This window comes from Rhizobium sp. 10N427 (assembly GCF_056394605.1).
Window position 1 is genome coordinate 129,259 of sequence record NZ_JBFTID010000014.1, and the last position, 21,232, is coordinate 150,490.

Here is a 21,232-nt window from a genome sequence, read left to right on the forward strand (position 1 = left end):
AGCTGATAGATTGAATGAGCCGGTTCGTCAGCGAACCGGCTCTTCTTTTTTCTGCACTTCGATGTGTGGAACAAACCCCGCCCTCGCCGCTTACCATCTGATGGCAGAGGATTTTTCAGAACGGTGCGAGCAAGCCCTTCAGCGGTTCATGGCGGAGTTCGGCATAACCGAGCGCGACAAAGCGATGCGCCATATCGTGCAGGATTGGCTGATCAGCCACGGCTATGCCGAAACGCGCGAAGGCAAAGCCGAACGCACCGATGGCGATAGCGGACGCGATCCGGAGTTCGTGCAATATCCAAGCTATTACAAGGATGGCGGCACGCTCTGATCAGAGCGACGACGATGCCGTGTTGATCAGATCGCAATCGATGCGCAGGCCGATCTCGCTGACGCAGAAGCGCCCGCTGTCTTCGCCATCACTCGACGCGAAATTCAGCGGCGGCGGCACGCGGACCGGTTCAGCCGTCCAAAGGACCGGCCGCGACAGGTCAAGACGCTGGCTCTCAGCAGATTCGCTCTTCAGGATAGCAGTGGCCGCCATCATGCCGCCGATCGTCAGGGCAACCGACAGGGCGGCTTTGAACGACATATCCGCTGCTTCGATAAAGGAAATGACCACCTGAACCCCACGCGCCGCATCATGCGACATGGCGCTTCCTAATCACGCGGCCGAAGCCGTGGCCAGCGGCTTCGCGTGTTAAGGTTTACGCGTAACCACACCGGCTTTTGCGGACTGAAACTTCAACGGGAAATTTCGGAACAATGGCTCGCCCCACGGGTTTCGCCTTGGTCACCCATAGTGAAGAAGCAGAATAGGAGGAGTTTCTCCATGCGTAAGACATTTGCCGCAGCATCGCTGCTCGCGATCGGCCTTGCCGCACCCGCCTTCGCGCAATCGGCACCGGCCTACGATACGACGGCACCGGATGCACCGCGCTATTCGTCCGATATGAGCGTTGATAACAACGGCACGCATCCTGTGCGGGTCGAGCCGGTCGATCCGGTGACGACCGAGAGCATCGGCGAGCCGCGCGGCGTGCTCGATTGCCCGAATATGCCGCAGCAGGGCGTTGTCGATAGCCGTGCCGGTCAGGGTGGAGCGTCGATCAGCGATCGCTGCCGCGAGTATGACAACTGACCGACATAGTTCCCCGGAAAGGGCCGGTTTCGACCGGCCTTTTTCATGTCCGCCTGACGTGTGAATAAAACTGTCTCTCCGTCTGAAACTTTTGATCCAGAGGCGCCGTAAGTGCGTAGCAGACCAAAAGAACAGAACAGGGAATGACGGCGTTGGCGAAGGCAGTGGAAAAACCGGTTATTGTCTGGTTTCGCAAGGATTTGCGTCTTGACGATAATCACGCGCTGCACGAGGCCTGCGCCTCGGGAAAGCGTGTTATCCCTGTCTATATCCRCGAGCCCGAATCGTCGGGCAATGGCCCGCTTGGCGCTGCCCAGGCCTGGTGGCTTCACCACTCTCTTGAAGCACTCGACCGCTCGCTTCAAAAACATCACAGTAAACTTGTGCTTTTGAGCGGCAACGCGCTCGATGTGCTGCACGCGCTGATCAAATCGACGGGTGCCGAAACGGTGCTCTGGAACCGCCGCTACGATCCGCCCGGGATCGCCATCGACACGCGTATCAAGCACGAGCTGGAACGGCAGGCTGTACAGGCGCAGAGCTTTGCCGGGCAGCTGCTACACGAGCCTTCGAAGCTGAAGACCGGCGGCGGCACGCCCTACCGGGTCTACACGCCTTTCTGGCGGGCGCTGGAGGGCTCCGGAGAGCCGCCGCATCCGCTGGAAGCGCCGAAGAAGATCGCCTTCCCCAGCCATTGGCCGCAATCCGACAGCCTCGCCTCCTGGAAGCTATTGCCGGTGAAGCCGAACTGGGCGTCGGCCTTCGACGAGGTCTGGACGCCTGGCGAGGACGCGGCGCTGGAGAAGCTTGCCGATTTCGTCGACGATCGCCTCAGCGGCTACAAGAAGGATCGCGACTTCCCCTCGGTTACAGCCACCTCCATGCTGTCCCCGCATCTGGCACTCGGAGAAATATCGCCTGCCCGCATCTGGGATGCGACGCGGGGATTGTCGAAGCGCGTCTCTCCGGATGATCTCGTGCATTTCCGCAAGGAACTTGCCTGGCGGGAATTCTGCTATCATCTGCTCTTCCACTTTCCGAAGCTGCCTTACGCCAACTGGAACAATCGTTTCGACGGTTTCGAATGGCATAACAACAAGGCGCATTTCGACGCCTGGACGCGTGGTCTGACGGGATATCCGATCGTCGATGCCGGCATGCGCCAGCTCTGGCGCCACGGCATCATGCACAATCGCGTCAGGATGATCACAGGCTCGTTCCTGATCAAGGATCTGATGATCGACTGGCGGCGCGGTGAAAAGTGGTTCCGCGACACGCTTGTCGATGCCGATCCGGCGAGCAACGCTGCCAACTGGCAGTGGGTCGCGGGCTCCGGCGCCGATGCCTCGCCATTCTTCCGCATCTTCAATCCGGTGCTGCAGGGAGAAAAGTTCGATCCCGACGGCACTTATGTGCGCGAATTCATCCCCGAGCTCGCAAAGCTCGACACCAAATACATCCACCGCCCCTTCGATGCACCGGCTGCGGTGCTGGAGAAAGCTGGCATCATTCTTGGTGACACCTATCCCAAACCGATCGTCGATCACGCCGCCGCCCGCGACCGCGCGCTGAAAGCTTACAACGCCATAAAGGACGCTGCATGAACGCGCATTTTCACATCGCCCGGCCGCCGCAGGAACGCTTGAGAATCGCCGTGATCGGCTCCGGCATTTCGGGTGCTTCGGCTGCCTGGGCACTCAATCCGGTGCATGACGTCACGCTGTTCGAAAAGAACAGCCGCCCCGGCGGGCACACGGCGACCGTCGATGTCGATTATGACGGGAAGCACATTTCTGTCGATACCGGCTTCATCGTCTATAACGAATGCAACTACCCCAATCTCACCGCGCTGTTTGCCGAGCTCGACGTCGCAACGCATGCCAGCGACATGAGCTTCTCGCTGTCGCTGGACGAGGGCCGTCTTGAGTGGAGCGGCTGCGGTCTCTCTTCGCTGTTTGCGCAGAAACGCAATCTGCTGCGCCCGTCCTTCCTGTTGATGATCCGCGAGATCCTGCGCTTCAACAAGACCTGCCTGGAAGACCGCGCCGCCGGCCATCTGGCATCACGCTCGATCGGCGATTATCTCGATTGGCGCGGCTTTTCCCCCGGGTTCACCAACAATTACCTGGTGCCGATGGCGGCTGCCATCTGGTCGACGCCGTCGCAGCGGATGATGCAGTTTCCGGCCGAGCACTTCGTCAACTTCTTCGACAATCACCGGCTGATCTATACCAAGCAGCATCAGTGGCGGACGGTGACCGGCGGCAGCCGCAACTATCTGGAAAAGTTGCTGGCGCCGCTCGGCAGCCGGTTGAAGCTTTCCTGCGGCGTGCGCGGCGTGATGCGTAACGCTGATGGCGTGACCGTGATCGACGACAGTGGCAACGAGCAGCATTTCGACAAGGTGATCTTCGCCTCGCACAGCGACCAGACGGCGAGAATGCTCGTCGATGCCACCGATCGCGAGAAGCGGTTGCTCGGGGCCGTACCCTACCAGCCGAACCGCGTCGTGCTGCACCGCGATCTGTCGCTGATGCCCAAGCGGCAGAAGGTATGGGCATCGTGGAACTACCTGCGCTCCAGCGAGGACGATGGCCGCGCCGAGGTTGCCGTCAGCTACTGGATGAACCGGCTGCAGGGCATCGATCCCACGCTGCCGCTCTTCGTGACGCTCAATCCCGGGCGCGAGCCGGATCCGGCGAAGGTCTTTGCCGAGTTCAGCTACGAGCATCCGCAATTCTCGGCGGAAGGCATGGCGGCCCAGCGGGAGATCGCGTCGATCCAGGGAAACAACAATTGCTATTTCGCGGGCGCCTGGACGGGCTACGGGTTCCATGAGGATGGACTCGTATCCGGCCTGGCGGCGGCGGAAGCCCTGGGCGGGGTGATCCCCTGGCGGGCCATCCAGGCTTCTTCCCGCGAACCTCTTCTGGACGCGGCGGCATGACTGTCCGCCCGCAAAAGCATGGCGCGAGCATGGGGCGGAATGGTCCGCCGCCGGATGCCGCCGCCGCGCTCTATTGCGGCAGCGTCATGCACCAGCGCATGAAGCCCTTCGGACACCGCTTCCAGTACAAGGTCTTCTCGCTGCTCGTCGATCTCGACCGGCTTGCGGAAGCCGACCGCCTGTCGCCGGTATTCTCCGTCAACAGCCGCAACCTCGTCGCTTTTCACGAAGCCGATCACACCGGTACCGCCGGGATGCCGCTGCGCGCCTATGCCGACCGGCTGCTTGAGGACGCCGGACTTGGCGAGAGGGCGGCGCGCATTCTGCTCGTCTGCTATCCGCGTATCCTCGGTTACGTCTTCAATCCGATTTCTGTCTATTATGCCTATGGTGCGTCCGACGACCTCATCGCCATGATCTACGAGGTCAGGAACACTTTTGGCGAGCGGCACACCTATGTTTGCCCCGTCGGTCTTGGCGAGCTTTCGGACAGCGGGCTACGGCAGAGCTGCAGCAAGCTTTTCCATGTTTCTCCCTTCATCGGCATGGATATGGACTATCACTTCCGCATGCTTCCGCCGGGCGACGAGATCCGCTGGCGGATCCTGGAGACAGATCGGCAGGGACCGCTGCTCGCGGCGACCTTCTCCGGCGCGATGAAGCCGCTCGCCACCGCCACCCTTGCCGGGCTGACGGCGCGCATTCCCTTCCTGACCTTCAAGATCGTCGCCGGCATCCATTGGGAGGCGCTCAAGCTCTGGATCAAGGGGGCGAAATACATCTCGCGCCCTGCCCCGCCGCCACCGGTAAGTGTGCGCCATCCATCCCATATTGCAGAAGCTGCTGAATGACATTAGCGTTCGCAGAAATGCCGGGGGGCTGGCTCATGCAATCTCTGTCCTTAACCGGCTAACGGCTGGAGGAACCGATCATGACCACTGCAGAAGACTGGAATTCCTTTGCCCGCGGCGCACTGGCGCTGACGGCCGATAATCTTGGCCGCTTTTCGAAGGGTCTGCCACTGAAGGCGAAGTTCGCGCTGCGCGGCCTCCTCCAGATGCAGCACGGCGCGCTGGCGCTCGAACTTCCGGACGGACGCAAGGCGCTGATCGAAGGCCGGATCGAAGGTCCTCGCGCCGCCGTCAAGCTGAACAACTGGAACCTTGCCAGCCGGGCGATGACCAGCGGCACGATCGGCGTGGCCGAGACCTATATGGACGGAGACTGGCAGAGCCCCGACATTACCGCCTTCCTCGAACTGTTCCTGATCAACGGCGAGGCGGCGGAGAAATATTCGAACGGCAGGAAGGGCATCATGCGGGTGTTCGAGCGCATCCGCCACTGGATGAACACCAACACCAAGACCGGTTCGAAGCGCAACATTTCGGCCCACTACGATCTCGGCAACGACTTCTACAAACAGTGGCTCGATCCGACGATGACCTATTCGTCGGCGCTCTATTCCACCGGCGCCAACGATCTGCAGTCGGCACAGAACGCCAAATACCGGGCGCTCGCCGAAGCGACCGGCATCAAGCCGGGCGATCATGTTCTGGAGATCGGCTGCGGCTGGGGCGGCTTCGCTGAATTCGCCGCCAGCGAGATGAATTGCAAGGTGACAGGATTGACGATCAGCCGCGAGCAGCTGGCTTTTGCCGAAGAGCGCATCCGCAAGGCGGGGCTTGCCGACCGGGTCGAGCTGCGCTTCCAGGATTACCGCGACGAGAAAGGGCTCTACGACCGGATCGTCTCGATCGAGATGTTCGAGGCCGTCGGCGAAAAATACTGGCCTGCCTATTTCTCCAAACTGCGCGAATGCCTGAAGCCGGGCGGCAAGGCCGGGCTGCAGATCATCACCATCAAACCCGAGGCTTTCGATCAGTATCGCAGCAATCCCGACTTCATCCAGAAATACGTCTTCCCGGGCGGAATGCTGCCGACGCAGGACCATCTGGCGGAACTCGGCCGCAGGGTCGATCTGTCGCTGGTGAAGGATTTCGGCTTCGGCCTCGATTACGCCCGGACATTGGCCGAATGGCGCGAACGCTTCTGGAATGTCTGGGAGCGGGTCCGGCCGATGGGCTTCGATGAGCGTTTCAAGCGCCTCTGGGAATTCTACCTCTTCTATTGCGAGGCAGGCTTCCGCGCCAAGAATATCGACGTCCGCCAGGTCGTCTTTTCGCGCAGCTGACGACAGCGGATGAGCGGCGAGCGGCATGGAGCAAATGTGACAGCCGCGACCCGCCTCGCCTATGCGCTGCCCGCCGCCCCGCTCGCAGCGCTCGGCCTGCCGCTCTACGCCGTCGTTCCGACCTATTATACCGAGACGCTCGGCCTGCCGCTTGCGGCCGTCGGGCTGACGCTGCTGCTGGTCCGTGTCTTCGATGCGGTCTGCGACCCTATCATCGGCGTGCTTGCCGACCGCTACCGGCCGAGATTCGGGCGACGGCGGTTCTTCTTTGCGCTGTCGCTACCGGTGGCGGCGATCGCGGCGCTAGCGCTCTATGCGCCGCCGGCCGGTGCGACGGTGGTCTGGCTCGGTCTCTGGGGCTGCCTTCTATCCCTCGGCTTTACGCTGGCGCTGGTGCCATACTCTGCCTGGGGCGCCGAACTGGTCAGCGATTATGCGGGGCGGACGTCACTTGCCGCACAGCGCGAAGCGACAACGCTGGTGGGAACCCTGATCGCCATCGTCCTGCCCTTTGCAATCGGCCTTGATCCGGCGGGCGGGATTTCGGGATTGGCCGTGCTCGGCATTGCCGTCGCCATCTCGCTGCCACTGATCGGCGCGTTTACCCTATGGAAAGTCCCGGAACCTTCGGAGCATACGGCTGCGATCGTCGGCTGGCGCAAGGGGCTCGGCTATCTCGCCGCCAATCGTCCATTTGTCCGGCTGCTGTCCGCCTATTTCATGAACGGGCTTGCCAACGGCATCCCCGCCACGCTGTTTCTTTATTTCGTCTCGGCGAGGCTCGGCATGCCCGAGGCACGCGGTCCGTTGCTTTTCACCTATTTCCTTGCCGGAATAGCCGGAGTGCCGCTGGCGGCGTTTGCCGCCAAACGAGCAGGCAAGCACCGCGCCTGGTGTCTGGCGATGATCGCCGCTTGTCTGGTGTTTGCCGTGGCACCTCTGCTGCCGTCGGGTGCCGTCTATTCGTTCGGCCTTATCTGTGTCCTGACCGGGCTGATGCTGGGCTTCGATCTGTCGCTGCCGCCTGCGATGCAGGCCGACGTGATCGACGAGGATACGGCGAATTCGGGCGAACAGCGCAGCGGCCTCTATTTCGCCGCCTGGGGACTGGCGACAAAGGCCTCGTTGGCCCTGGCTGCCGGACTGGTGTTTCCAACCCTGGCGTTGTTCGGCTTCGATGCCGCGAAGGGAGCAGAGAACGCGCCTGCTGCGCTGACGGCGCTCGGCGTCATCTACGCATGGGTGCCGATCGCACTGAAGCTCGGCGCCGTCGCATTGATGTGGAATTTTCCGCTCGACGAGGCGAAGCATCGCGAGTTGCGCCATCGGATCGAAAGCCGCTGATCACTCGGCCGGATGTGGAGTAACGGGGTGATGGCTGTGCTTTCCGACCGGCCGTTCGTTCCAGCCGGTGGAGCGGTTGAGCAGCCAGAAATACAGGCTATAGGGCAGCATGCGCAGCAACTTCAATTGATAGGTGAAGCGCTTCGGGAAGCTGATCTCGAAGGATTGGGATTTGAGGCCGGCGGCGATCTCCGACGCCGCTTCCTCGACGGATATCAGCGACGGCATCGGGAACTCGTTCTTCTGCGTTGCCGGCGTATCGACAAAGCCCGGGCAAATAATCTGGATGCGGATTCCCATCTTGTCGAGATCGAATTTCAGGCTCTCGGCCATATTGATGAGTGCGGCCTTACTGGCGCCGTAGGCAGCGCTCGTTGGCAGCCCGCCATAACCCGTCACCGACGAGACGATGGCGATCTGCCCCTGCCCCTTGCCCTTCATGTGCCTGACGGCAGGCACCAGACAGTTGACCACACCTGAGAGGTTTACCGCAAAGGTCTTCTCGAAGTCGGCAATATGCAGCTCTTCGGCATGAACGGGCAGATAGACACCTGCATTGAAGATCGCCATGGCGAGCGCGCCGTGTTCATATTCGATCGAGGCGAGCACATGTTCCATGTCCTCGGCATCGGTCACGTCACCATCGAGAACGATGATGCCGCCCGGAAGGCCGTTGGCTTCGGACTGCAGTTCGGCGAGCTTTTCGTGATCCCGGGCAGTGACGGCAACCTTGTAGCCCTCGCCTGCAAGCTTCAGCGCCAAGGCTCGGCCGATGCCGGAACTGGCGCCTGAAATCCAGACGATGCCGTGTTCGGGGCGGGCAATGAAATCGCGCATATGAAATACCTCCAGGACTGCCGGATTCAACACCAAACCACGTCCGGAAGTTCCCCGAGTGCTCCCGGATTCAAGCTCATATCACGCTATTGTGGCTGCTTTCAGCCGATCAGATCGCCGATCAGCTGGCGGAACGACCCTGTGAGCTTGATCGGTGCGTCGAGCACGGAAAAAGCAATGCACGGACGCTCCTTCTCGGCGACCGGCCGGTGGTTGAGAGTCTCGTCAGCAACGGAAATATCGCCCGGCCCGAAGCGGCCCCGTTCATCGATGAAAGCGCCGTCGAGGATAAGGATCAGCTCCATGCCCTTGTGGGTATGTGCCGGAAGCGCACGGCCGGGACGGATCCACATCAGGCTAACCTCGCAGCCATCTATATCCGTCGAATATTCCTTGAACCCGGGAAGCTTGGTCTTCCACGGCACGGTATCGGCATCGAAGCCGACAAGCTCGCGGATGGGGCGTGGGAAGACAGGCTTGGCAGAGTTCGATTGGCGGGCAGCCGATGGCATGTCTTTTGAAGCAAAGATCGCCTTCAGGCGCTGGTCGCGATCGGCGATCGGCGTACCATCCGTCAGCTCGAGCGCTTCGCCGGCGAGCAGTTCCAGATCCGTCACCAGGCCGCGGTTATCCGGCTTCAGTTCCAGGTGGGACGCCACGAGCACGCGCGCCGGTTCTGGCAATGAACCGGCGACATAATGCGCCATCAATGCATCGACACTGTCTATATGCTCATGAACCATATCGGTTTCGGCCACGCCCTGTTCCTGCGCTCCGCAATTGCTTGTCGTCGTCCATACGCGGAAAGTCAATCTTCGGATCACCCGCCACTTTTGGGCCGACTTCGAGACTTCCCGAAACTGAAGACTAATTTTACCGGCGCGGGCAATGGCGAGGAATAGCATTTCTTGCCAACCCTGCCTTGTGAAGGGAAAAGACCGTTCTTACAGTAAGAGCTCCAAAGAGGCAGATTCCATGACCTTCTACCCCTCCGTGATCGAAGCGATCGGCAACACCCCGCTCATCAAGCTGAAGGGCGCGTCAGAAGCGACCGGCTGCACCATTCTCGGCAAGGCTGAATTCCTCAATCCCGGCCAGTCGGTGAAGGATCGCGCCGCGCTCTACATCATTCGCGACGCCGAGAAGAAAGGCCTGCTGAAGCCGGGCGGCGTGATCGTCGAGGGCACGGCCGGCAATACCGGCATCGGCCTGACCGTCGTCGCCAAGGCGCTCGGCTATCGCACCGTCATCGTCATTCCCGAGACGCAGAGCCAGGAAAAGAAGGATGCCTTGAGGCTGCTCGGCGCCGAACTCGTCGAAGTGCCTGCCGTCGCCTACAAGAACCCGAACAACTACGTGAAGGTTTCGGGACGTCTTGCCGAACAGCTGGCAAAGAGCGAACCGAACGGCGCCATCTGGGCCAACCAGTTCGACAATGTCGCCAACCGTCAGGCACATATCGAAACCACAGCCAGGGAAATTTGGCAGGATACCGATGGCAAGGTGGATGGCTTCATCTGCGCCGTCGGCTCCGGTGGCACGCTGGCTGGCGTCGCGGCCGGTCTGAAGGGCTTCAACAAGGACATCAAGATCGGTATCGCCGACCCGGAAGGCGCCGCGCTCTACGAATTCTACAAGAACGGCGAACTGAAATCCTCCGGCTCCTCGATCACCGAAGGCATCGGTCAAGGGCGCATCACCGCCAATCTCGAAGATTTCACGCCTGATTTCGCCTATCAGATCACCGATGCCGAAGCGCTTCCCTATGTATTCGATCTTGTCGAGCATGAGGGGCTTTGCCTCGGCGGCTCGACCGCGATCAACATCGCCGGTGCCGTTCATCTCGCACGGGATCTCGGACCAGGTCACACAGTGGTGACAATCCTCTGCGACTACGGCAACCGCTACCAGTCTAAGCTTTTCAACGCCGACTTCCTCAAGTCCAAGGGCCTGCCGGTTCCGGGCTTCATCAAGTCCGCCGCAGATATCAACATACCCTACGAACCAGCAGCGTGAGACCCGATGCCAGTCAATGCCCTCTATCGTGACGACTTCTACCTTTCGACATCGGAGGCGGTCGTCACCGCCGTTCACGACGATGGGGGCATCGAACTGGACCAGACCTGCTTCTACGCGACATCGGGCGGACAGCCCGGTGACACCGGCTTTCTGGAGCGCGCCGACGGCTCGAAAATAGAACTCGGCCAGACGAAGCACGGCGCTGCCAAGGATATCATCATCCATGTACCGCTGGAGGGGCAGCCGGTTCCCGCAGTCGGCGAAAAGCTGGTGCTGCATGTCGACTGGCCGCGCCGCTACAAGCTGATGCGCATGCACACCGCCTGCCATCTGCTCTCCGTCGTCTGTTCCTTCCCGATCACCGGTGCGGCCGTTGGTGAAGACGAAAGCCGTGTCGATTTCGATATGAGCGAGACGATCGACAAGGACGAGGTGACGGCGAAGATGATGGAACTGGTGAACCAGAACCATCCGGTCTATCTGCAGTGGATCACCGACGAAGAGCTCGCCGGCAACCCTGGTATCGTCAAGTCGAAGAACGTGCGCCCGCCAATGGGTCTCGGGCGCGTCAGCCTTGTCTGCATCGGCGAGAATTCCGCGATTGACAGCCAGCCATGCGGCGGGACACATGTGTCGGAAACGCAGGAAGTCGGGCAGATTCACATTGCCAAGATCGAGAAGAAGGGCAAGGAAAACCGCCGCTTCCGCATTCGCTTCGGCGCTCCCGGCGACGAGGCGTAAGGCAGCCGTTTAAAGGCTGCATCAAGAGATCAGGGAGAGCAGAATGCGTGAAGACAAGAGCCGCTTCGTCGTTTCGGCCGATTGGCTGCAGGGCGAGCTTGGAAAGCCGGATCTGCGCGTCCTCGACGCCTCCTTCTATCTGCCGGCGCAGAAGCGCGATGCCGATGCCGAATATGCGGCGGGCCATATCCCGGGTGCGATCCGCTTCGACCAGGACAAGATCGCCGACCACTCCACCAACCTGCCCCATACGATCCCCTCGCCCGACTATTTTGCCACTGAGGCGGGCAAGCTCGGCATCAGCGAGAACGACCGGATCGTCGTCTATGACGGCATCGGCATGTTTGCCTCGCCGCGTGTCTGGTGGCTGTTCCGGGTGATGGGCGCAAAGAACGTCTTCGTCCTCGACGGCGGTCTCGATGGCTGGAAGGCCGAGGGACGTCCGCTGGAAACGGCAAAGCCCGATTATGCGGCTGCGACCTTCAAACCCAACTATGACGAGGCCCGCGTGGTCACGCTCGATCGCATGCGCGACATCGTTTCGAGCGGCGCGCTGCAGATTGCCGATGCCCGCAGCGCCGGACGCTTTGCCGCCGCCGAGCCCGAGCCGCGCGCAGGCATGCGCTCTGGCCATATGCCCGGCGCCCGCAGCCTTCCGTCCGGAGTCTTCGCCACGCAGGGCCGTTTCAAGTCGCTGCCCGAACTGAAGCAGACGATTGAAGACGCCGGTATCGACTTGTCGAAGCCCGTCGTCACGTCCTGCGGTTCCGGCATCACCGCGGCAATTATAACGCTGGCGCTGGAATCACTCGGCCATACCGACAACAAGCTCTATGACGGCTCATGGAGCGAATGGGGCAGCCGCGACGACACGCCTGTCGTCACCGGCCCACCCGATCCGATCAAGGCTTGAGCGTATGGCAAAATCTCCTTCGTCGCTATCCGCCCACATCACCCGCCTCGAAATGACCTCGCCGCCGAAGGCGAGCCTGCCGATGCCTGTCAATATCCAGACGGCGATCATGCGGACGACCGAGATACCGCTGCCCTTCTACCGCCATCTCTACCGGCAGGTCGGGGCCCGCTGGCAGTGGGTCGACCGTCTCCGGTTGACCGATGAACAGCTGACCGCAACGCTGCACGACAAGCGCAACAATATCAGCGTGCTCTATGTCAACGGTGCACCCGGCGGATTCTATGAGTATTTCTGCCAGGACGAGGACACGATCGAGCTGTCGCATTTCGGCCTGATCGAGCACGCGCTCGGCCTCGGCATCGGCAAATGGTTCCTGCTCCAGGCACTCTATGCGATCTGGACGCTGAACCCGAAGCGGGTGCTGACGACAACCAACAATCTCGATCATCCCCGCGCCCTGCAGCTCTACCAGATGTTCGGTTTCTCTCCGGTCTCGACCGGCACGGGCATCGTCCGGCCGCTGAGCGACAAGGAATTGCTGGAGCTGGCGAAACGCGGCTGACCACAACCGAAATACACCCTGGGTTGTCGATTGAAATACAACTAAAGATGGATTAACGATCTGCGAAGCGCTATTTTCTTCCTCATCAGAGGGAGGGAAGACAATGCCGATAGGGATCTACAACCACCCGCTTTTCGGGGTCGTGAAATTCAAGACGCAGCATAACGATTGGCGGCGTGGCGACCCGATCACGTTCATCGATGGCTTCAGCTCATCCGATGTCGTCAACGTTACCGTACCGCAGCTAAGGCGAATCCCGCATACCAACGGTGGCGTCATCAAATTCCACAAGCGCGGTCAGAACCAGCTGCTGGCAGCATTTGAGGACATCGAGCGGCTCGGATTGCTGAAGCATATCGACAGCTGTGCAGGCGCTTTCTATCAGCGGCTGAAGAAGCCGGTATCTGGAGCGCTGAGCAAGGAGCCATCCAACCACTCATTTGGGATCGCTATCGACCTCAACTCGGACGACAAATGTCTTGGCTGCACGACCGCACCGCTTGCGCCGGTTTTCCAGCACCACGGCTTTCGCTGGGGCAAAGCTTTCAACGATCCGATGCACTATGAGATCGCGAAGTTCATCGACAACGACGCGCCGTCGGTCAAGGACGTGACGATGAACGTGAACAGCAATCCTCTCGCAGCGGATGTGAAGAGCATATTCGGCGATCTTTTCGTGACGGTCGCGGATGTCGGCAAGATACCGGGGCTGAAGGTTACGGATATCGGGCCGTCAGAAGTCGCTGTGGATGCGGCTCATAGCAGCGAGACATTCCCAACACTGCGGTTCGGAGAAGTGAGTTTCGCGCCCCTGCCACAGATCCTGGGGTTTGCAGGCCTGAAATCGGTCTTCGACAACGGCACGAAAATTCTCGACGCTGACAAACTCGCTTAGCGAAACCTCACAGGAATCGGGTGGTTCGCTTCCTGATAAAGGCGCATTTCATGGCGGAACCCTGAGGAGACTGCCATGACCGATATCCGTTTTTCCGCAATGCCGACTGCCGACGCCGAACAGCTCTGGAATGGCGGCACCGATTCCTATGGCTTCCTGCCGGAGACGATGGTGTCCGATGGGCCCGGGCATCCCTGCCGTCACTGCCTTGGCAATATCGATGCCGGGGAAGAATTGCTGGTTTTTGCCTACCGGCCGTTTCCCGAGATGCAGCCCTATGCCGAAACCGGGCCGATCTTCCTGCACAAGCGCCGTTGCGAGCGTTACCAGGCCGAAGAGATCGTCCCGCCCGTTCTCAGCAGTACCGACTACATCGTTCGCGGCTACTCCGAAAACAACCGCATCGTCTACGGCACCGGCGCGGTAACGCCGACGCGTGATATCCCGGCCTATGCCGGTGGCCTGCTGGAGCGGCCTGGTATCGCCTATGTGCATGTCCGCTCGGCACGCAACAACTGCTTCCAGTGCCGCATAGAAAAGGCGCCGGACTCTCGCGAAGCCGGCGCCTTCATCTAACGTAACGTGATGGGAATTACGCCACGTTGAGGACGCTTTCCGGGGCGTATGCTTCATAGCCCAACGCTTCGGCAACCGGCTTGTAGGTGACGCGGCCCTTGTGGACGTTCAGGCCGTTGCGCAGGTGCTTGTCTTCGGCAATGGCGCGCAGGCCGCGGTCGGCGAGCGCCAGGCCGTGGACCAGCGTTGCGTTGTTCAGCGCATGCGCCGAGGTGACGGGCACGGCGCCAGGCATGTTGGCGACGCAGTAATGCACCACGCCATCGACCTCATAGGTCGGCTCGGAATGGGTCGTTGCATGCGAGGTTTCGAAGCAGCCGCCCTGGTCGATGGCGACGTCGACGATGACGGAGCCCTTCTTCATGCCCGACAGCATTTCGCGGGTGACGAGCTTGGGCGCGGCAGCGCCCGGGATCAGCACGGCGCCGATGACGAGGTCGGCCGAGAACACTTCTTCCTCGAGCGCCTGGATGCTGGAATAACGCGTGTGGACGCGGCCGTTGAAGATATCGTCAAGCTGGCGCAGGCGCGGCAGCGAACGGTCGAGAATGCTGACATCGGCACCGAGACCGGCTGCCATCTTGGCGGCATGCAGGCCGACGACGCCGCCGCCGATGACGGTGACCTTGGCAGGCAGAACGCCGGGGACGCCGCCAAGCAGGATGCCGAGGCCGCCATTGGCCTTCTGCAGCGCCGTGGCGCCGGCCTGGATCGACAGGCGGCCGGCCACTTCGGACATCGGCGCCAAGAGCGGCAGGCCACCGCGCTCGTCGGTGACGGTTTCATAGGCGATCGCGGTGACGCCGGAGGCCAGCAGACCCTTGGTCTGTTCCGGATCCGGCGCGAGATGGAGATAGGTATAGAGAAGCTGACCGTCGCGGAGCTGCGCCCATTCGGAGGGCTGCGGTTCCTTGACCTTAACGATCATGTCGCACTTTTCGAAGATTTCCTTTGCCGTGGCAGCGATCTTCGCGCCGGCGGCGGCATAGGCGGCATCATCGGCACCAATGCCGGCGCCTGCCTTGGTTTCGACCCAGACTTCATGGCCATGGGCGACATATTCACGAACCGAAGCTGGTGTCAGACCGACACGATATTCATGGTTCTTGATTTCCTTCGGGCAACCGACACGCATTAGGCGTTCCTCTCATATATGCCCGCTTGGCGCGGGACGTTTTCAATGGGTGAATCCAACCACTGCCGTTGCGAAATGTCCTTGCAAAGAGGTATTGCCTGAAAGCTATTTTTCGAAGATTGTGCGGTTTCATCGACCCAAACCGAAGGTTCTTCGAATGTCTGAACTCGACAGTATCGATCTTGCGATTCTGAGAGCGCTTCAAGCAAACGCCCGGATTACCAACGCCGAACTTGCCAACAAGGTGGGCCTCTCGGCTTCGGCCTGTTCTCGACGTCTCGACATCCTGGAAAAGAACGGAGCGATCGCCGGCTATCACGCGCGCCTTTCCAATAAGGTGCTCGAATACAAGATGATCGCGATCGTCCATATCTCGCTGTCGGGCCAGTTCGCCAAGACGCTGTCGGAATTCGAAGTGGCAGTGAGGCGCTGTCCGAACGTGCTGGTCTGCTACCTGATGTCGGGCGAGTACGACTACATTCTGCGGGTCGCCGCCCGCGATCTCGAAGATTACGAGCGAATCCACCGCGATTGGCTCTCGGCGCTCCCCCATGTCGTGAAGATCAACTCCAGCTTTGCGCTACGTGAAATCTTCGACCGGCCGAATGTCGGCTTCTGAGACCTTGCAAAGCGCCGGGAATCCTGACCAAGCTTGTGGCAAGCGGACACTCCCACTGCCTGACTGCAAGACATGAAATCCAAGACGCAAGGCTATATCTTCGTCCTTCTGGCGCTGACGATCTTTTCGGCACAGGATGCGATCTCCAAGCATCTCGGCGGCCTGTACCCGCCGATCTTTGTGACGATGATCCGCTACTGGGCCTTTGCGCTGTTCACCATCCTGCTGGCCTCCAAGATGCGCGGCGGCATCCGGCAGACTGCCCGCACCAAGCGGCCGCTGCTGCAAGTCACGCGCGGCGTTCTGCTTGCCGTTCAGGTCGTGCTTGCCATTACCTGCTTTGCGGTCATCGGGCTGGCGCATTCGCAGGCGATCTTTGCGGCGACGCCGATCATCATCGCCCTGCTCTCCATGCCGATCCTCGGTGAGCGCGTCGGCTGGCGGCGCTGGACGGCGATCGGCGCCGGGCTTTTCGGCGTCCTGCTGATCCTGAAGCCGGAGGGCGAGTTCTTCGACGTCAAGCTGATGCTCGCCATCGTCTCCTGCTTCATCTTCGCCTTCTATGTCATCGCGACACGTCTGGTGTCGCGCGACGACAGCTCGATGACCAGCTTCTTCTATACCGGCGTCGTCGGCGGCATCACCATGACGCTGATCGGTCCCTTCTACTGGACCTGGATGCTGCCGGGCGATTGGGGCTGGATGGCGCTGGTCTGCATGACCAGCATTTCCAGCCATTATTTCCTGATCCGCGCCTACGACATGCTGGATGCGGCAGCCGTGCAGCCGCTCACCTATCTGCAGCTCGTCTACGCCTCGATCCTCGGCGTCACCATTTTCGGCGAAAGCATCAGCCTGACCACCGTCATCGGCTCGGTGATCGTTGTCGCCGCCGGCATCTTCACCATCTGGCGCGAACATGTCGTCGGCAGGCGGACTGCAAAGGCACATTAGATTTTGTGCAATTTTATCTAACTGCCTAAAAGGATTTCAATTTTTCCTTGCTACGGTCTCGGCATATCTATCCGGAGACCCTGCATGACCCGCAATCTCAACATCATTACCCGCAAGTCGGAGCGCAAGTATTGCCGCGTGTTCGGCAAGCTGCGTTACCTGAACCAGGAAATCGACGCCCGCATCGTCAACTTGTCGACGACAGGCATCGCCGTCGATCTTCGCACGCCGGTCGCCGCCGCGTCCGGCAGCCGCGTGCGCATCGAAGCCGAGGACCTCGGGGCCCTCGAAGGCATCATCCGCTGGAGCCATAACGGCCGCCTCGGCATCCACTTCGACCCGAATTCCAACGCCCGCGCCCAGGTCGCCTCCTACTTCCGTTTCTTCCACAGAGACGTGAAGCCGGTGCTGGCGCGCTAGACGACACAGAGAGTTGAACGGCAGTGGGCGCGCTCGACAGAACAGGCGCGCCCACTGTCATTTTACGGATGCACTCCCGTGCAAATCATTCTACGTTCGACCCCGGGCTGGGCGTTGCGTGATTTTTTGAAGGAGTGTTTGATGTCTTCCATTCTCGATTTGCACCCGATAAGCCGCAGGTCTCTCCTCAGCGGAATCGCCGCGACCTCGGCCTTCGTCCTGCTCCATCCCTTCACCGCCCGCGCCGCCGCCAACCAGGCGCATCTGAGATTGATGGAAACGACGGATATTCACGTCAACGTCTTTCCCTACGACTACTATGCCGACAAGCCGAACGACACGATGGGACTTTCACGCACCGCGACAATCATCGATTCGATCCGAGCGGAAGCTGCCAACTCGCTGCTGATCGACAATGGCGACGTGCTGCAGGGCAATCCGATGGGCGATTACATGGCCTATCAGCATGGCATGAAGGACGGCGACGTCCACCCTGTGATCAAGGCGATGAACACACTCGGCTATACGGTCGGCACGCTCGGGAATCACGAGTTCAATTATGGCCTGGACTTCATGTTCAAGGTGCTCGGCGGTGCCAACTTCCCGTTCGTCTGCGCCAACCTGACGAAGGGCCAGCTCGCCTCCGATCCCAAGAAGGACGACCTGTTCTTCAAGCCCTACTTGATCGTCGAAAAGCAGATCAAGGACGGCGCCGGTAAGGAAAGCCCGGTCAAGATCGGCTTTATCGGCTTCGTGCCGCCGCAGATCATGCTCTGGGATATCAAGAATCTTGAAGGCAAGGCGCAGACCCGCGATATCGTCGAGGCCGCCAAGGCCTGGGTGCCTGCCATGAAGGAAGAGGGTGCGGATATCGTCATCGCGCTGTCCCACTCCGGTATCGACGGCACGGCGCCATCTGAGAAGATGGAAAATGCCTCGCTCTATCTCGCTGCCGTCGATGGCATCGATGCGATCTTCACCGGCCACCAGCATCTGGTGTTCCCCGGTCCAAAGACCTGGGACGGTATTGCCAATGCCGATCCGGTCAAGGGCACGCTGCATGGCAAGCCGACTGTGATGGCCGGTTTCTGGGGATCGCATCTCGGGCTGATCGACCTGCTGCTGGAGAAGGACGGCAAGAGCTGGAAGATCGTCGATTTCACCGCCGAGGCGCGGCCGATCTATCATCGCGACGAGAGCAAGAAGGTGGTGGCCGACGTCGCCGACAAGAAGGAAGTGGTGGAAGCCGCCAAGGCCGAGCATGAGGCAACGCTCGCCTATGTGCGGACACCTGTCGGCAAGACTTCAGCGCCTCTCTACTCCTATTTCGCACTGGTCGCCGACGACCCCTCGGTACAGATCGTCAGCCAGGCGCAGACCTGGTACATCAAGCAGATGCTTGCCGATACCGAGTTCAAGGATCTGCCTGTTCTCTCGGCAGCAGCGCCCTTCAAGGCCGGTGGCCGCGGCGGCGCCGATTACTATACCGACGTTCCGGCGGGCGACGTGGCGATCAAGAATGTCGCCGACCTCTATCTCTATCCGAACACCGTGCAGGCGGTCGTCATCACCGGCGAGCAGGTGAAGAACTGGCTGGAAATGTCGGCCGGGATGTTCAACGAGGTGAAGGTGGGGTCCAAGGATGCGCCGCTGCTGAACAACGACTTCCCGTCCTACAATTTCGATGTCATCGACGGTGTCACCTATCAGATCGACCTGTCGCAGCCGCGCAAGTACGACAATGACGGCAAGGCGGTGAATGCGGCTTCGAACCGCATCCAGAACCTGCAATTCGAAGGCAAGCCGATCGATCCGAAGCAGAAGTTCGTGGTGGTGACCAACAACTATCGCGCTGGCGGCGGCGGCAAGTTCCCCGAGATCGCCTCCGACAAGGTGGTATTCCAGGCGCCGGATACGAACCGCGACGTGATCGTCCGCTTCATCCACGATCAGGGCACGATCAATCCGTCGGCTGACGGCAACTGGACCTTCAAGCCCCTGCCAGGCACGACCGCCGTCTTTGAAAGCGGACCGAAAGCGAAGCAGTTCCTGGGTGACATCAAGGGCGCCAAGATTGAAGAAGCTGGCGATGCCACCGAGGGCTTCGCCAAGTTCCGGCTGGTTCTCTAAGGCGCTGACAATCTGAGGAAGGAGGCCGGCGGCAGCGCCGGCCTATTCTGCCGCTTCCTGCACCGAGGTCAGCGCGGCAAGCTGCTCCTGGAATTCGCTGTGGCTCGGGCACATCGACAGGAGATTGCGGAAGCGATCGATCAGCCAGGCGGTGGCCGGACCCGGGGGATTGGCGATCTTGTGAAGACTGTAGATCGGGTACTCGCCCTGCTCATAGGCAGGAAGATCGAGCTGCACGAGCTTGCCGGAATTCAAATCGTCGCGTGACACCGAAGCCGGCAGACCACCCCAGCCGAGACCGCCTGCAATCAGCTGGTGCTTGATGGCGATGTCGCTGACGCGCCACGTCCGGTAGGACAGCACGTTGAAATCGCGGCCGTTGGTGATGCCAGACGTATCGCGCACCACCATCTGAACCTCTTCACGCACGTCCGAAAGCGTCAACGGCCTGCGAAGCTTGGCGAGCGGATGGAAGGGCGCGGCGACGGGGATCATGAAGGAATGGCCGATCCGCTCTGCAACCAGCGTATCGTCCTGCTTCATCAGTGCGCCGCCGATGCCAACGGTCGCATCGCCGGTTGCCACCATGTTCATGACTTCACCGAGCTCGCCGACCATCAGGTTGACGGTCACCGACGGGAATTTGACACGGAATTCGCGTAGCACCATCACCACGGCCTGCGACGGCACCATGACGCTGATGGCGATCGACAGTTCAGCTTCGAGTCCCTCTTTGAGGTTCTTCACGCGGGCGCGCATAACTTCCAGATCGGCGACCAGGCGGCGGGCGTCGGCGAGCATCGCGTGGCCGGCCTTGGTCAGCTTCGGCTGGCGGGCGCCGGAGCGCTCGAAAAGCTCGACCTCCAGCTGCGCCTCAAGATTGGCGATCGTGTAGCTGATCACCGATTGCGCACGGTTCAGCACGCGCGAGGCGGCCGAGAAGCTGCCGGTATCGGCGACGGTCAGAAACACCTGCAGCTGGTCGAGGGTGGGGTTCGGGAGCATATCTAATCCATCGATAGTTTCGATCTATATTATCCCAGTTTTTTAGATAGCTGGCCAGACCTATTTCTCATGTCGAAGCCACGGCAAACCTCCCTTGCTGCCGCGGCAAACCCAATTCGAAATGAGGAGCCTGCCATGTCTTCCATCCTTCTTCTGACCTCCAGCCCGCGCGCTGAATCGCTGTCGACGACGATCGCTGCCGATCTCGCCAACAAGATCGCCGCCCAGAATGCCGGCAGCGTCGTTGTTCGCCGCGACCTTGCCGCCAACCCGTTGCCGCATATCGATGACCTCTTCACCGCCGCCATCCGCAAGCCTGCCGACCAGCGCACCGCGCAGGAAGCCGAAGCCGTCAAGACCTCCGACGCGCTGGTTGACGAGCTGCTGGCCGCCGACACCATCGTCATCGGCACCGGCCTCATCAACTTCAACATCTATTCTTCGCTGAAGACCTGGATCGACAACGTTGCACGTGCCGGCCGCACTTTCAGCTACACCGAAAACGGCCCTGTTGGCCTTGCCACCGGCAAGAAGGTCTATGTGGTGCTCGCTTCGGGCGGCGTCTATTCGCAGGGCCCAGCCGTCAGCATGAACCATGCCGTTCCGTACCTGAAGTCGGTTCTCGGCTTCCTCGGGATCACTGACGTCGAGACCATCTATGTCGAAGGCCTGGCCTTCGGTCCAGAAGCGGCCGAAAAGGCAATCGGCGCCGCCAAGGCCCGCGCAGAAGAAATCGCCCTCGCCGCTTAACGGCTCGACGCATCCCCAAAGAAAACGGCCGGTTCACCACCGGCCGTTTT

23 protein-coding genes are annotated in these 21,232 nt (G+C 60.7%); 18 read left to right on the forward strand and 5 right to left on the reverse strand.

From position 1 onward, the window contains the following. Positions 1–10: 10 nt before the first annotated feature. The gene (locus AC1DIJ_RS24470; protein ID WP_162705968.1) at positions 11–331 is read left to right on the forward strand and encodes a hypothetical protein; all 321 of its coding nucleotides are present in this window, start codon (positions 11–13) and stop codon (positions 329–331) included. On the opposite strand, the gene AC1DIJ_RS24475 is transcribed toward AC1DIJ_RS24470, so the two are convergent. Next, positions 332–652 (reverse strand): hypothetical protein, encoded by a 321-nt coding sequence (locus AC1DIJ_RS24475; protein ID WP_112387950.1) that lies wholly within the window; start codon positions 650–652, stop codon positions 332–334. A gap of 180 nt (positions 653–832) precedes the next feature. On the opposite strand from AC1DIJ_RS24475, the gene AC1DIJ_RS24480 reads away from it, so the two are divergent. From AC1DIJ_RS24480 to AC1DIJ_RS24505, 6 genes are all read left to right on the forward strand, one after another. Then, positions 833–1,141 carry a hypothetical protein gene (locus AC1DIJ_RS24480; RefSeq protein ID WP_112387949.1) on the forward strand — a complete coding sequence of 103 codons (309 nt, stop codon included), beginning with the start codon at positions 833–835 and terminating at the stop codon, positions 1,139–1,141. Positions 1,142–1,293: 152 nt separating this feature from the next. After that, a complete protein-coding gene (locus AC1DIJ_RS24485) occupies positions 1,294–2,745 on the forward strand; it encodes a cryptochrome/photolyase family protein (RefSeq protein ID WP_477831648.1) in 1,452 nt (483 codons plus the stop codon). Continuing rightward, positions 2,742–4,088, forward strand: coding sequence for an FAD-dependent oxidoreductase (locus AC1DIJ_RS24490; protein WP_112387948.1), 1,347 nt, complete (start codon positions 2,742–2,744; stop codon positions 4,086–4,088). Before AC1DIJ_RS24485 ends, AC1DIJ_RS24490 begins: the two co-directional genes overlap by 4 nt. After that, on the forward strand, positions 4,085–4,939 hold the full coding sequence (locus AC1DIJ_RS24495; protein ID WP_112387947.1) for a DUF1365 domain-containing protein: 855 nt from the start codon (positions 4,085–4,087) through the stop codon (positions 4,937–4,939). Before AC1DIJ_RS24490 ends, AC1DIJ_RS24495 begins: the two co-directional genes overlap by 4 nt. Positions 4,940–5,019: 80 nt before the next feature. After that, entirely contained in the window at positions 5,020–6,279 is a 1,260-nt protein-coding gene (locus AC1DIJ_RS24500; RefSeq protein WP_112387946.1) for an SAM-dependent methyltransferase, read from the forward strand. Positions 6,280–6,315: 36 nt separating this feature from the next. After that, positions 6,316–7,623: an MFS transporter gene (locus AC1DIJ_RS24505; protein ID WP_477831649.1), complete on the forward strand. Its 1,308-nt coding sequence runs from the start codon at positions 6,316–6,318 to the stop codon at positions 7,621–7,623. Here AC1DIJ_RS24505 and AC1DIJ_RS24510 read toward each other — a convergent pair whose 3' ends face one another. Further along, the gene (locus AC1DIJ_RS24510; RefSeq protein ID WP_112387944.1) at positions 7,624–8,460 is read right to left on the reverse strand and encodes an SDR family NAD(P)-dependent oxidoreductase; all 837 of its coding nucleotides are present in this window, start codon (positions 8,458–8,460) and stop codon (positions 7,624–7,626) included. A gap of 101 nt (positions 8,461–8,561) precedes the next feature. Continuing rightward, entirely contained in the window at positions 8,562–9,218 is a 657-nt protein-coding gene (locus AC1DIJ_RS24515; RefSeq protein ID WP_477831650.1) for a ChrR family anti-sigma-E factor, read from the reverse strand. A gap of 217 nt (positions 9,219–9,435) precedes the next feature. On the opposite strand from AC1DIJ_RS24515, the gene AC1DIJ_RS24520 reads away from it, so the two are divergent. From AC1DIJ_RS24520 to AC1DIJ_RS24545, 6 genes are all read left to right on the forward strand, one after another. Continuing rightward, a complete protein-coding gene (locus tag AC1DIJ_RS24520) occupies positions 9,436–10,476 on the forward strand; it encodes a cysteine synthase A (RefSeq protein WP_112387943.1) in 1,041 nt (346 codons plus the stop codon). Between the two features lie 6 nt (positions 10,477–10,482). Further along, positions 10,483–11,220, forward strand: coding sequence for an alanyl-tRNA editing protein (locus AC1DIJ_RS24525; protein WP_112387942.1), 738 nt, complete (start codon positions 10,483–10,485; stop codon positions 11,218–11,220). A gap of 43 nt (positions 11,221–11,263) precedes the next feature. Beyond that, positions 11,264–12,133, forward strand: a complete 870-nt coding sequence (gene sseA, locus AC1DIJ_RS24530) for a 3-mercaptopyruvate sulfurtransferase (protein ID WP_112387941.1) — start codon at positions 11,264–11,266, stop codon at positions 12,131–12,133. 4 nt (positions 12,134–12,137) lie between these two features. Then, positions 12,138–12,698: a GNAT family N-acetyltransferase gene (locus tag AC1DIJ_RS24535; protein WP_112387940.1), complete on the forward strand. Its 561-nt coding sequence runs from the start codon at positions 12,138–12,140 to the stop codon at positions 12,696–12,698. A gap of 103 nt (positions 12,699–12,801) precedes the next feature. Next, complete coding sequence (locus AC1DIJ_RS24540; RefSeq protein ID WP_112387939.1) at positions 12,802–13,593, forward strand: M15 family metallopeptidase; 792 nt, start codon at positions 12,802–12,804, stop codon at positions 13,591–13,593. 75 nt (positions 13,594–13,668) lie between these two features. After that, positions 13,669–14,169 (forward strand): DUF1203 domain-containing protein, encoded by a 501-nt coding sequence (locus AC1DIJ_RS24545; RefSeq protein WP_112387938.1) that lies wholly within the window; start codon positions 13,669–13,671, stop codon positions 14,167–14,169. Between the two features lie 16 nt (positions 14,170–14,185). On the opposite strand, the gene ald is transcribed toward AC1DIJ_RS24545, so the two are convergent. After that, positions 14,186–15,304: an alanine dehydrogenase gene (ald, locus tag AC1DIJ_RS24550; RefSeq protein ID WP_112387937.1), complete on the reverse strand. Its 1,119-nt coding sequence runs from the start codon at positions 15,302–15,304 to the stop codon at positions 14,186–14,188. Positions 15,305–15,461: 157 nt separating this feature from the next. On the opposite strand from ald, the gene AC1DIJ_RS24555 reads away from it, so the two are divergent. From AC1DIJ_RS24555 to AC1DIJ_RS24570, 4 genes are all read left to right on the forward strand, one after another. Next, on the forward strand, positions 15,462–15,923 hold the full coding sequence (locus AC1DIJ_RS24555) for an Lrp/AsnC family transcriptional regulator (protein WP_112387936.1): 462 nt from the start codon (positions 15,462–15,464) through the stop codon (positions 15,921–15,923). 72 nt (positions 15,924–15,995) lie between these two features. Then, entirely contained in the window at positions 15,996–16,877 is an 882-nt protein-coding gene (locus AC1DIJ_RS24560) for a DMT family transporter (protein ID WP_112387935.1), read from the forward strand. A gap of 84 nt (positions 16,878–16,961) precedes the next feature. Beyond that, positions 16,962–17,297 carry a PilZ domain-containing protein gene (locus AC1DIJ_RS24565; protein ID WP_112387934.1) on the forward strand — a complete coding sequence of 112 codons (336 nt, stop codon included), beginning with the start codon at positions 16,962–16,964 and terminating at the stop codon, positions 17,295–17,297. A 141-nt stretch (positions 17,298–17,438) separates the two neighbouring features. Then, a complete protein-coding gene (locus AC1DIJ_RS24570; RefSeq protein WP_112387933.1) occupies positions 17,439–19,427 on the forward strand; it encodes a bifunctional 2',3'-cyclic-nucleotide 2'-phosphodiesterase/3'-nucleotidase in 1,989 nt (662 codons plus the stop codon). 42 nt (positions 19,428–19,469) lie between these two features. On the opposite strand, the gene AC1DIJ_RS24575 is transcribed toward AC1DIJ_RS24570, so the two are convergent. Beyond that, positions 19,470–20,432: a LysR family transcriptional regulator gene (locus AC1DIJ_RS24575; RefSeq protein ID WP_112387932.1), complete on the reverse strand. Its 963-nt coding sequence runs from the start codon at positions 20,430–20,432 to the stop codon at positions 19,470–19,472. A 135-nt stretch (positions 20,433–20,567) separates the two neighbouring features. Between AC1DIJ_RS24575 and AC1DIJ_RS24580 the strand changes: the two genes are divergently transcribed. Next, positions 20,568–21,182 carry an FMN-dependent NADH-azoreductase gene (locus AC1DIJ_RS24580; protein WP_112387931.1) on the forward strand — a complete coding sequence of 205 codons (615 nt, stop codon included), beginning with the start codon at positions 20,568–20,570 and terminating at the stop codon, positions 21,180–21,182. The last annotated feature ends 50 nt before the right edge of the window (positions 21,183–21,232 follow it).

Bases quoted from the DNA above. Each gene is read 5' to 3' on its own strand.
- AC1DIJ_RS24475 (WP_112387950.1), bottom strand. From the start codon at position 652: ATGTCGCATGATGCGGCGCGTGGGGTTCAGGTGGTCATTTCCTTTATC.
- AC1DIJ_RS24490 (WP_112387948.1), top strand. From the start codon at position 2,742: ATGAACGCGCATTTTCACATCGCCCGGCCGCCGCAGGAACGCTTGAGA.
- AC1DIJ_RS24525 (WP_112387942.1), top strand. From the start codon at position 10,483: ATGCCAGTCAATGCCCTCTATCGTGACGACTTCTACCTTTCGACATCG.
- AC1DIJ_RS24520 (WP_112387943.1), top strand. From the start codon at position 9,436: ATGACCTTCTACCCCTCCGTGATCGAAGCGATCGGCAACACCCCGCTC.
- AC1DIJ_RS24570 (WP_112387933.1), top strand. From the start codon at position 17,439: ATGTCTTCCATTCTCGATTTGCACCCGATAAGCCGCAGGTCTCTCCTC.
- AC1DIJ_RS24575 (WP_112387932.1), bottom strand. From the start codon at position 20,432: ATGCTCCCGAACCCCACCCTCGACCAGCTGCAGGTGTTTCTGACCGTC.
- AC1DIJ_RS24580 (WP_112387931.1), top strand. From the start codon at position 20,568: ATGTCTTCCATCCTTCTTCTGACCTCCAGCCCGCGCGCTGAATCGCTG.
- AC1DIJ_RS24545 (WP_112387938.1), top strand. From the start codon at position 13,669: ATGACCGATATCCGTTTTTCCGCAATGCCGACTGCCGACGCCGAACAG.
- AC1DIJ_RS24560 (WP_112387935.1), top strand. From the start codon at position 15,996: ATGAAATCCAAGACGCAAGGCTATATCTTCGTCCTTCTGGCGCTGACG.
- AC1DIJ_RS24510 (WP_112387944.1), bottom strand. From the start codon at position 8,460: ATGCGCGATTTCATTGCCCGCCCCGAACACGGCATCGTCTGGATTTCA.
- AC1DIJ_RS24555 (WP_112387936.1), top strand. From the start codon at position 15,462: ATGTCTGAACTCGACAGTATCGATCTTGCGATTCTGAGAGCGCTTCAA.
- AC1DIJ_RS24500 (WP_112387946.1), top strand. From the start codon at position 5,020: ATGACCACTGCAGAAGACTGGAATTCCTTTGCCCGCGGCGCACTGGCG.
- AC1DIJ_RS24565 (WP_112387934.1), top strand. From the start codon at position 16,962: ATGACCCGCAATCTCAACATCATTACCCGCAAGTCGGAGCGCAAGTAT.
- AC1DIJ_RS24480 (WP_112387949.1), top strand. From the start codon at position 833: ATGCGTAAGACATTTGCCGCAGCATCGCTGCTCGCGATCGGCCTTGCC.
- sseA (WP_112387941.1), top strand. From the start codon at position 11,264: ATGCGTGAAGACAAGAGCCGCTTCGTCGTTTCGGCCGATTGGCTGCAG.
- AC1DIJ_RS24540 (WP_112387939.1), top strand. From the start codon at position 12,802: ATGCCGATAGGGATCTACAACCACCCGCTTTTCGGGGTCGTGAAATTC.
- AC1DIJ_RS24495 (WP_112387947.1), top strand. From the start codon at position 4,085: ATGACTGTCCGCCCGCAAAAGCATGGCGCGAGCATGGGGCGGAATGGT.
- ald (WP_112387937.1), bottom strand. From the start codon at position 15,304: ATGCGTGTCGGTTGCCCGAAGGAAATCAAGAACCATGAATATCGTGTC.
- AC1DIJ_RS24535 (WP_112387940.1), top strand. From the start codon at position 12,138: ATGGCAAAATCTCCTTCGTCGCTATCCGCCCACATCACCCGCCTCGAA.